The following is a 10,252-nucleotide window of genomic DNA, read 5'->3' as shown; positions in this document are numbered from 1 at the left end:
CGATGATGTCGCCTTCCTTGATATCGGAGTAGGTGACCGTGATACCGCATTCGAAGCCTTCACGGACCTCGGTGACGTCGTCCTTCTCCCGGCGCAGCGACGAGATCGTCGTCGTCTCGGCGATCACCACGTTGTCCCGGAGCAGGCGCGCCTTGGCATTGCGCTTGACCGAACCCGACGTGACCATGCAACCGGCGATGTTGCCGATCTTCGACGAACGGAAGATCGCCCTGATCTCGGCCCGGCCCAGCTCGACCTCTTCGTAGATCGGCTTGAGCATGCCCTTGAGGGCCTTCTCGATCTCGTCGATGGCCTGGTAGATCACCGAGTAGTACCGGATGTCGACACCCTCGCGGTTGGCCAGTTCGGTGGCCTTGCCCTCGGCACGGACGTTGAACCCGATGATGATCGCGTTCGACGCCGAAGCCAGGTTGACGTTGGTCTCGGTGACACCACCGACGCCGCGGTCGATCACCCGCAGGCGCACCTCGTCGCCCACCTGGATCTGGAGCAGCGCCTCCTCGAGGGCCTCGACCGTACCCGAGTTGTCGCCCTTGAGGATCAGGTTCAGCTCGCTGGTTTCCTTCAGCGCGGCATCCAGATCTTCCAGGCTGATCCGCTTGCGGCTACGTGCGGCCAGCGCGTTGCGTTTACGCGCATTGCGCCGGTCGGCGATCTGCCGGGCGATCCGGTCCTCGTCGACCACGAGCAGGTTGTCACCGGCGCCGGGCACCGACGTGAAGCCGACGACCTGGACGGGCCGCGACGGCAACGCCGCCTCGACGTCGTCGCCGTGCTCGTCGACCATGCGGCGCACCCGGCCGTAAGCGTCTCCCGCCACGATCGAGTCGCCGACCCGCAGGGTGCCGCGCTGGATGAGCACGGTCGCCACCGGGCCTCGACCGCGGTCGAGGTGCGCCTCGATGGCCACACCCTGCGCGTCCATGTCCGGGTTGGCCCGCAGGTCCAGTGCCGCGTCGGCGGTCAGCAGGACCGCCTCGAGCAGCGCATCGATGTTGATGTTCTGCCTGGCGGAGATGTCGACGAACATGGTCTCGCCGCCGTATTCCTCGGCGACCAGGCCGTACTCGGTGAGCTGCTGACGTACCTTCTGCGGGTTCGCGCCTTCCTTGTCGATCTTGTTGACCGCCACCACGATCGGCACGTCGGCCGCCTGCGCGTGGTTGATCGCCTCCACCGTCTGCGGCATGACGCCGTCGTCGGCGGCGACAACGAGGATCGCGATGTCGGTGGCCTTCGCACCGCGGGCACGCATGGCGGTGAACGCCTCGTGACCGGGGGTGTCGATGAAGGTGATGAGCCGGTCTTCCTCGCCCAGGTGGGTGAGCACCTGGTAGGCGCCGATGTGCTGGGTGATGCCACCGGCCTCGCCCTCGCGGACGTTCGCCTTGCGGATGGTGTCCAGCAGTCGGGTCTTACCGTGGTCGACGTGACCCATGACGGTCACCACCGGCGGACGCTGTTCGAGGTCTTCCTCGCCACCCTCGTCCTCGCCGTAGGTGAGGTCGAACGACTCCAGCAGCTCGCGATCCTCGTCCTCGGGGCTGACCACGTGGACGACGTAGTTCATCTCGCCGCCGAGCAGCTCGAGGGTCTCGTCGTTCACCGACTGGGTCGCGGTGACCATCTCACCGAGGTTGAACAGGGCCTGCACCAGCGCAGCCGGGTTCGCGTCGATCTTCTCCGCGAAGTCCGACAGCGACGCGCCGCGGGCGAGCCGGATGATCTCACCGTTGCCACGCGGCAGCCGGACGCCGCCGACGGCGGGCGCCTGCATCGAGTCGTACTCTTGCCGCTTCTGCCGCTTGGACTTGCGGCCACGACGGGGCGCACCACCGGGACGGCCGAACGCGCCTGCCGCACCACCGCGGCCACCGGGACCACCGGGACGACCGCCGCCACCGCCGCCACCGGGACGACCCCGGAAGCCACCGGCCGCGCCACCACCGGCACCGGGAGCACCTGCACCCGCGCCAGGAGCGCCGCCACCGCCACCGCGGTAGCCACCACCGCCGCCGCCACCACCGGGACGACCCGCACCGGCGCCGCCGGGACGACCGGGACGACCGGCGCCGGGGCCTCCGGCACCGCCCGGACGCGCCGCACGCGACGGCATCGCACCGGGATTCGGACGGGGCGGCATCGAGCCGGGGCTCGGACGCGGGCCACCGGGACGCGGGCCACCGGGGCCGGGCGCCGGGCGCGGACCGCCCTGAGCCGGACCCGGACGCGGGCCACCCTGAGCCGGACCCGGACGCGGACCGCCCTGAGCCGGACCCGGACGCGGACCGCCCTGAGCCGGACCCGGACGCGGGCCACCCTGACCGGGGGCCGGTCGCGGCGCGGGACGCTCGGGAGCCGACGAGTAGGGGTTGTTACCGACGCGCGGGGTCTTCGGACCCGGGCGCGGACCGGACGGTGCGCCACCCTGACGCTGGCCGCCTTGGGCGGGGGCGCCTGGTCGCTGCTGCTGCTGCCCGGGACGCGGGCCACCCGGCGACGGCCGAGGACCGGCCGGGGCGGATGCGGAACTCGCGGTCGCGCCGGAGGCCGCGGCGGCCTGCGGGGCGACCGATTCCTGGACGGGGGGCTTGGGCGAAGGTGCCGGTCCCGGACGTGCGGCGGGGCCCGGCTTCACGGCCGGGGATTCGCCGGTGCGCGCGGCGGGAACGGCGGTCTCCTGCACGGTGGGCGCCGGTGCCGGCGTCGACGGGCGGGGACCGGGACGCGGGCCACCGCCCGCGGGCTTGGGGGCCGGACGGCCGGACGGGCCGGGACGCGCGCCCGACTTGTTGCCGTTCGACGGAGCGGATTTCGCTGCGAACGACTCACGCAGCCGACGCGCGACGGGCGCTTCCACCGTCGAGGACGCCGACTTCACGAACTCGCCTTGCTCCTTGAGCGTTGCGAGTAGTTCCTTGCTGGTGACACCGAGTTCTTTGGCCAACTCGTGCACGCGGGCCTTGCCTGCCACTGCTCTCCTCACTGAGAGGTCGAGCAGTTCCACCGTTCTGGGGACGGCGGCCCGCACGACCTCGGGTTATCTCCGATGGACGTTCATCGTTGGTACTTCACGGTGTGCTCATGAGTGCTCGTGCCTGTTCTCGAGGTAATGCTCCAGGGCTGAGATATCCAGATGTCCGGACACTCGTAGTGCTCTGCCGATCGCTCGGCGCCGCTCTGCTGCGCGCAGACAAGCCGAAAGGGGGTGCAACCAGGCACCCCGTCCGGGAAGTCTGCGCCGCGGATCGGGAACGATCTCGATGACCTGAGAGCCGTCGCCGACCTCACGATCCCGAGCCACGATCCGCAACAGATCGCCGGCCGGTCCGCGCTTCCGGCACCCGATACACGTCCGCTCGGGAGCGGCTCGGCGCTGGGGCGCCGGGTGCTGCTCGGTGGTGCGGTCGGGCGTCGGAGCCGATGACTCGGACTGAACCTTGGACCACTCTACCGCTGCCACGCCCGGAACGCCGAACCCCTCCCCCGCGGAAGTTACGAACCTGTCATCCCGAGCGCTCCGCGGGCGGGCTCCGGTCAACTCCGGTGCGCCTCCGTTCGCACGGATCCGCCCATGTCGGGGGCGGCGTCGCTGCGGATATCGATGCGCCAACCGGTCAAACGCGCGGCCAGGCGGGCATTCTGCCCCTCCTTGCCGATCGCCAGGGAAAGCTGGAAATCGGGCACGACGACGCGGGCCGCCCTGGCCTCGGCGTCGACGATCGTGACCGAAACCACTTTCGACGGCGAGAGCGCATTACCCACAAAAGTAGCCGGATCGTCGGCGTAGTCGATGATGTCGATCTTCTCGCCGGCCAGTTCACTCATCACGTTGCGCACGCGCTGCCCCATCGGCCCGATACAGGCGCCCTTGGCGTTGACGCCGGGCACCGTGGTGCGCACCGCGATCTTGGACCGGTGTCCGGCCTCACGCGCGACGGCGACGATCTCCACGGAGCTGTCGGCTATCTCCGGCACCTCCAGCGCGAACAGGCGCCGCACCAGATTCGGGTGAGTGCGCGACAGCGTGATCTGCGGTCCGCGCGGACCACGGGAGACGCCGACGACGTAGCACTTGATCCGGTCACCGTGCTCGTAGGTCTCGCCCGGCACCTGCTCGGCGGGCGGGATCAGCCCCTCCGTGCCGTGCAGTTCGCTGCCGATGCGCACCACGACGGTGCCGCGGGCGTTGGCGCGCGCGTCCCGCTGCACCACACCGCCCACGATGTCGCCCTCGTGGGTGGAGAACTCGCCGAAGGACTTCTCGTTCTCCGCGTCGCGCAGCCGCTGGAGCACCACCTGCCTGGCGGTGGTGGCCGCGATCCGGCCGAACCCTTCGGGGGTGTCGTCCCATTCGGAGATCACGTTGCCGTCAGCGTCCAGCTCTCGCGCCATCACCCGGACCACGCCGGTCCTCTGGTTGATGTCGATGCGCGCGTTGGGCTGGTGGCCCTCGGTGTGGCGGTACGCGGTGAGCAGCGCCGACTCGATCGCGGAGATCACGGTCTCGATCGAGATCCCCTTGTCGGCGACGATCGCGCGCAGGGCTTCGATTTCGATGTTCATTCCACGATCCCTTCGGTCGGCGAATCGGACGCTGTTACGGATTCGGACAGTGCATTCGGTGTTCCTCGGAGCTGCGCGGCGTCGTCCGACGCCACCGCGTCTTCCCGGCCCGGTGCCGGCCGCCCCGCAACGACTCCACCCGCGAGTTCCAGCTCCCGCGCCCCGGGCGGGGAGAACTCGACTTGGACGACGGCCGTGGCGATGTCGGCGAGCGGGACCGCTACCGGGTGCGGGTCGCGCTTGCCGCCGAGTACCAGCGCCACCGAGTCACCGGTGAGCGCGCCGACCCGAGCTTCGAAAGTCGCCGACCGCTCCGGCGGCTGCGCGCCTTCGCGCAGCGTGACCCGCACCTTCCGGCCTTGCGCTCGCCGCCAGTGCCGGTCGGCGGTCAGCGGGCGATCGATGCCGGGAGTGGTGACTTCCAGCAGGTAGGGCGTTTCGCCGAACTCCCCCGCGTCGTCCAGCAGCGCCGACAGCTCGGTGCTGAGAGTCGCGAGCGCGTCCAGATCGGAGGTGTCGCGGTCCACGGTCACCTGCACCCGAGCCTGCGCGTCCTCGCGCGTGCCCGCCGTCGAGATCTCGACGCCCTCGAGGTCGAAACCTCGGCGTTCGACGAGACCAGCTACGAGCTGGCTCACCCTTTCCTCGGTCGGCATCGGCATGTGGGGCGGCTCCTGGTTCAGTTGTGACGCGGCGGGAGAATTCTCTACCGAAGGTCTAGCGTAACGCGCCACGGGAGTGTAAAGGACCAGTGGCCGATGAGTACGCACGCCACGACCACCGCTCGTCCGGCGGCACACGGTGAGTCTGGCACGATGGTGCCCGTGCCCATCCGCCTTCCCGCCCCGCCTCGCGCCGGGCGCACTATCGGCATGCCCTCCGACCGGCACGAGCCTCGCGCCGCCGCCCTGGATCGTCGCAGCGCGCTCCGTCTCGCGGGCGGCGCGACGGTGGGCGTGCTCGCCCTCGGCGCCCTGGCGGGCTGCACCGGCGACGACGTGGTCCACGAACCGGATCCGCTTGCCGCACAGGAGATCGCGGCCCGCGCAGACGCCGCGGCGGCGACCGCGGCCATAGCCGTCGCACCCGACCGGCACACCGCGTTGACGGCGATCGCGGCCGAGCGCACCGCGCACGCCGACGCCTTGCGCACCGAGATCGACCGTGTGATAGGCGTTTACGCCGATGGCACCAAACCGGTGCACCGCACCCGCGCGAGCGAATCCGGCCCGTCGGCCGTGGCTTCGGGCAGCGGGGTGCCGCCCGCCACGCCGCCGACCGTCGAGGCGCTGCGTGCACAGCTGGCCGAGTCCCGGAAATCGGCCGCCGATCTGGCCCGAGCCCTGGACGGATACCGGGCCGGGTTGCTCGCCTCGATCAGCGCGGCCTGCGCGGTGCAGGCGGGGGTGCTGCTGAGATGACCGAAGACGAACGCCGAGCGCTCACCGACGCGTTGAACGCCGAATACGGCGCTGTGTACGCCTACGGCGTGATCGCCGCCTACGCCTCGCCCGAGCGAACCAGGCTGGTCGCCGAGCACACCGCCGCGCACCGCGCCCGGCGCGACACCACCGTGGACGCCTTGGTGTTGGGCGGCGCGACCGTGCCGCCGCCCGACGCGGCATACACGGTGCCGTTCCCGGTCACCGATCCGATCTCGGCCGCGCGACTGGCCGTCACGGTCGAGTCCGACACCGCCGTCGCTTGGCGCTCGGTGGTCGAGCGCGGTGCGTCCATGGCGATCCGGCGCACCGGCGTCGACGCGCTCACCGACGCCGCCGTCCGGCTGGCAACGTGGCAGTCGATCCTCGGCGCCGACCCACCCACCATCGCGTTCCCCGGCAAGGCCTGATCCGCCGCCCCGAGCGTGCTCGAGCGAACGGCGGCCCGGCGCGGTACCGCGGCCGCCGACGGCTCGACGCGCGACCTACGGCCGCATCTCGTAGGCGCCGTTGTAGGAGGCCACCTCGGCCCACACCCGGTCGAAGCGCGGACGGTCGGCGACCGGCGGCCGTAGCGCGGACGCGGCCCAGCCCTGCTGGTCGGGCGTGGCCGACGGCTTGCCGTACAGGGCGGTGGCGTAGGCGTTGAAATCGCGGACCTGGAAGTCGAAGATCTGGTCGATCAGGTCGCGATCCAGGCCGGTGATCGCGGCCTGCTCCAGGATCAGCTGGCCGTAGACCACCAGGGAGAACAGGTGGCCGACGGTCAGCATGAAGTCCAGATCCTTCTGCTGCGCGGCGTCCGGCGCCGCCGTGGTCAGCAGGGTGCGCAGAGCCTGCGCCTGCTCATGGAACCGGCCCACGTTCGGGATGTCGGCGTGCTTGTCGTAGATCGGCGCCCAGTCGGCGAAGCGCACCTTGCCCGCCCCCCGCGCCGGGCCCTGCCGCCAGAAGAACGCGTCGTCGGCCGCGTCTTGCCGGGTTCCGATCTCGGGGTAGTCCTGCGGGTCGAACAGGTAGTTGGGCATGAACTTCAGGATCTGCCCGACGTTCACGTGCACCGTGCCCTCCAGCCGGGGCAGCGTGCTGATCAGTCGCTGCACCTCGGCGAAGTAGGTGTTCTTCTCGAACCCCTTGGCGGCCAGCACATCCAGCAGCAACGTCATGACGGTCTCGCCCTCGGAGGTCACCTTGGACTTCGTCATCGGGTTGAACAGCAGGTACCGGCGGTCCTCCAGGCTCGCGCTGCGGAAGTAGTCGACGGCACGGTCACTGAACAGCTTCATCGCGAGGATGCGCGCATAGGCGTCGACGAAGTTCGCCCGCACGTGCGGGAAGTCGGTGACCGGGTTGCCGTAGAGGATGCGGTTGCCCGCGTGGGTGATCGCCTCGTAGAACGAGTGCTCGACCATGCCGATCCCGCCGTGGCAGAGATTGAACTTGCCCACGTTCACGGTGTTCAGCGCGGCGGAGAAGGCCTCGGGCCCGGTGTGCAGGATGTCCTCGGCGCGCACCGGGTAGTTCTCCAAGCGGAAGGTGCTGACGTACATCTGCTGGTGCACGACGTTCCCGAGCAGGCGGTAGTTCTCGTGGCGGGAGTCGGCGGCGAACCAGACGTACGCGTCGGCGCCCTCGAGATCGGCGCGGCGGGAGAACACCGACACCATGCTGGCCACATTGCCGTTACCGATGTAGTACTTCTCGCCGTCGGCGCGGAACAGGATGCCTGCCTCGGCGTCCGCGCTGCCGGGCTCGGTGGGGGTCAGCACCAGGTCGGTGTTGTAGATGTCGGCGCCGTGGGTCTGCTCGGACAGACCGAACGCCATCACCTCGCCGTCGAGTAGATCGCCGGCCGCGCGCTTCTTGGCTGCTTCGTTGTCGCTCTGCCAGATCGGGCCGAGGCCGAGGATGGTCACCTGTTCGGCGTACCAGTACGCCAGGCCGTAGAAGCCGAAGATCTCCGACAGCGCCGCGTTGCGGGCGGCGTCCCAGCGGCGATTCGGATCGCCGTCGGCATACGCCTGCGGGGTCAGGAAAGTGGCGAACAGCTTCTCCTTCTTCACGAAGTCGAGGAAGTCCGCCGTCCACACCGCGTTCGCGTCGTCGGCGAGCAGACGCTGCTTACCCCGGCCCTCGAACCACTCGATGGTGGCGCGCAACAGACGCCGCGTCTCGGCGTCGAACTGCTGCGGGTCATAGGTGGCGGGATTGAACAACCGCGCGTCGGTGTTTGTCATGCCGGTTAACTTACCAGCGGGTAATAGCAGCCCGGACCAGCTCCGTGGATCTGTGACCAGCGAATTCAGGTTACGGTCGCGTAGGTAGCCGCGCCGTGGTTCCCGGACGCGAGCGCCCTCCTCGGCCGCCGCGCTACGGACCGCGGACGGCCCCCGGCGGAATCTGCGGGGGCCGTCCGGAATCAGGTCAGCCGCGAACTCTGGCCACCACCGCGTCCACCGCGGACGCCGCGGGAAGTTCCTCGGTCTCGCCGGTGAAGCGGTCGCGCAGTTCGACCTTGCCCTCGGCCCAGCCGCGGCCGATCACCAGCACCAGCGGCATGCCGAGCAGCTCGGCGTCCTTGAACTTCACTCCCGGTGAGGCGGTGCGGTCGTCGAAGAGCACGTCCAGGCCGTGGGCGTGCAGGCCGGACACCACTTCTTCGGCGCCCGCGCGGGCCGCGTCGTCCTTGTTGGCGATCACGACGTGCACGTCGTAGGGCGCGACCGCCGCGGGCCAGCGCAGCCCCTTGTCGTCGTGCTGCTGCTCGGCGATCACCGCCACCATGCGAGAGACGCCGACGCCGTAGGAGCCCATGGTCAGCCGCACCGGCTTGCCGTTCTCGCCGAGCACGTCCACCTCGAACGCGTCGGTGTACTTGTTACCGAGCTGGAAGATGTGGCCGATCTCGATGCCACGGGCCGCCACCAGCGTGCCCCGCCCGTCGGGCGAGGGGTCGCCGTCGCGAACTTCGGCGGCCTCGATGGTGCCGTCGGGGGTGAAATCGCGGCCCGCGACCAAGCCGACCACGTGCTTGCCCGGTTCGTCGGCGCCGGTGATCCAGCTGGTGCCGGTGCCTACGCGGGGATCGACCAGGTAGCGAACGCCGTTGGCCTGTAGCGCCTTCGGGCCGATATAGCCCTTGACCAGAAACGGGTTCTCGGCGAAGTCCGCTTCGGTGAGCAGTTCCACCTCGGCCGGTTCGACCGAGGCGCCGAGGCGCTTGTCGTCGACCTCGCGGTCACCGGGGACGCCGATGCCGAGGATCTCGGTCTTCCCGTCCGGGTGACGCAGCTTGACCATGACGTTCTTCAAGGTGTCGGCCGCGGTGACCGGACGTCCGTAGCGCTCGGCGATACCGGCGCTGTTGGCCCAGTCCACCAGCGTCGCGATCGTCGGAGTGTCCGGGGTGTCGTGCACCACGGCCTCCGGCTGCCCTTCGATCGGCAGCGGTTCGGGAGCGGGCGTGACCACCGCCTCCACATTGGCCGCGTAGCCGGATTCCGGGCAGCGCACGTAGGTGTCCTCGCCGACCGGGCTGTCGGCCAGGAACTCCTCCGACGCGCTGCCGCCCATCGCGCCCGAGGTGGCGGCCACGATGACGTATTTGACCCGCAGCCGGTCGAAGATGCGCTGGTAGGCCTGGCGGTGCGCGTCGTAGCTGGCCTCGAGGCCGTCCTCGTCCAGATCGAACGAGTAGGAGTCCTTCATCACGAACTCGCGCCCGCGCAGAATGCCCGCGCGGGGACGCTCCTCGTCGCGGTACTTGGTCTGGATCTGGTAGAGCGTGACCGGCAGATCCTTGTAGGAGTTGTACTCGCCCTTCACGGTGAGCGCGAAGAGCTCCTCGTGGGTAGGACCGAGCAGGTAGTCCGCGCCCTTGCGGTCGCGCAGGCGGAACAGGCCGTCGCCGTACTCGGTCCACCGGTTGGTGGTCTCGTACGGTTCGCGCGGCAGTAGCGCGGGTAGCGAGATCTCCTGACCGCCGATCGCGTCCATCTCCTCGCGCACCACGTCCTCGACCTTGCGCAGCACGCGCAAGCCCAGCGGCAGCCACGAGTAGACACCCGGGGCGACGCGGCGCACGTAGCCGGCACGGACCAAGAGTTTGTGGCTCGGCACCTCGGCGTCGGCGGGATCGTCGCGGAGGGTTCGCAGGAACAGGCGGGAGAGGCGGGTGATCACGGAAGCACAGGGTAGTCGCTGGCCGGACGCCGTTCCCAGCG

At 70.0% G+C, this 10,252-nt stretch carries 8 protein-coding genes; 2 read left to right on the top strand and 6 right to left on the bottom strand.

What is annotated here, in order from left to right; genetic code table 11:
- From infB to rimP, 4 genes are all read right to left on the bottom strand, one after another.
- Positions 1-2,995 (bottom strand): translation initiation factor IF-2 (gene infB, locus ACFU5M_RS11770; protein WP_379047787.1); only part of this gene is annotated, 2,995 nt, incomplete at its 3' end.
- Positions 2,996-3,103: 108 nt separating this feature from the next.
- Entirely contained in the window at positions 3,104-3,370 is a 267-nt protein-coding gene (locus ACFU5M_RS11765) for a YlxR family protein (protein WP_379047808.1), read from the bottom strand.
- 188 nt (positions 3,371-3,558) lie between these two features.
- Positions 3,559-4,587, bottom strand: a complete 1,029-nt coding sequence (gene nusA / locus ACFU5M_RS11760; protein WP_379047784.1) for a transcription termination factor NusA — start codon at positions 4,585-4,587, stop codon at positions 3,559-3,561.
- On the bottom strand, positions 4,584-5,249 hold the full coding sequence (gene rimP / locus ACFU5M_RS11755) for a ribosome maturation factor RimP (protein ID WP_379047781.1): 666 nt from the start codon (positions 5,247-5,249) through the stop codon (positions 4,584-4,586). Before rimP ends, nusA begins: the two co-directional genes overlap by 4 nt.
- Positions 5,250-5,345: 96 nt before the next feature.
- On the opposite strand from rimP, the gene ACFU5M_RS11750 reads away from it, so the two are divergent.
- Positions 5,346-6,008: a hypothetical protein gene (locus ACFU5M_RS11750; RefSeq protein WP_379047778.1), complete on the top strand. Its 663-nt coding sequence runs from the start codon at positions 5,346-5,348 to the stop codon at positions 6,006-6,008.
- Entirely contained in the window at positions 6,005-6,439 is a 435-nt protein-coding gene (locus ACFU5M_RS11745) for a ferritin-like domain-containing protein (RefSeq protein WP_379047775.1), read from the top strand. The genes ACFU5M_RS11750 and ACFU5M_RS11745 overlap by 4 nt, the downstream gene beginning before the upstream one ends.
- 75 nt (positions 6,440-6,514) lie before the next feature.
- Here the strand turns inward: ACFU5M_RS11745 and ACFU5M_RS11740 are convergent, their stop codons facing one another.
- Together ACFU5M_RS11740 and ACFU5M_RS11735 are read right to left on the bottom strand one after the other, a co-directional pair.
- Positions 6,515-8,266 (bottom strand): acyl-CoA dehydrogenase family protein, encoded by a 1,752-nt coding sequence (locus tag ACFU5M_RS11740; RefSeq protein ID WP_379047772.1) that lies wholly within the window; start codon positions 8,264-8,266, stop codon positions 6,515-6,517.
- Between the two features lie 187 nt (positions 8,267-8,453).
- The gene (locus ACFU5M_RS11735) at positions 8,454-10,211 is read right to left on the bottom strand and encodes a proline--tRNA ligase (protein ID WP_379047769.1); all 1,758 of its coding nucleotides are present in this window, start codon (positions 10,209-10,211) and stop codon (positions 8,454-8,456) included.
- Positions 10,212-10,252: the final 41 nt, after the last annotated feature.

It is taken from the genome of Nocardia sp. NPDC057455 (assembly GCF_042802775.1).
Classification (GTDB): Bacteria; Actinomycetota; Actinomycetes; order Mycobacteriales; family Mycobacteriaceae; genus Nocardia.
The sequence above is the reverse complement of the archived record's forward strand: the minus strand, read 5'-3'. Positions and strand labels throughout refer to the sequence as shown.

Bases quoted from the DNA above. Each gene is read 5' to 3' on its own strand.
- nusA (WP_379047784.1), bottom strand. From the start codon at position 4,587: ATGAACATCGAAATCGAAGCCCTGCGCGCGATCGTCGCCGACAAGGGG.
- ACFU5M_RS11745 (WP_379047775.1), top strand. From the start codon at position 6,005: ATGACCGAAGACGAACGCCGAGCGCTCACCGACGCGTTGAACGCCGAA.
- ACFU5M_RS11740 (WP_379047772.1), bottom strand. From the start codon at position 8,266: ATGACAAACACCGACGCGCGGTTGTTCAATCCCGCCACCTATGACCCG.
- ACFU5M_RS11750 (WP_379047778.1), top strand. From the start codon at position 5,346: ATGAGTACGCACGCCACGACCACCGCTCGTCCGGCGGCACACGGTGAG.
- rimP (WP_379047781.1), bottom strand. From the start codon at position 5,249: ATGCCGATGCCGACCGAGGAAAGGGTGAGCCAGCTCGTAGCTGGTCTC.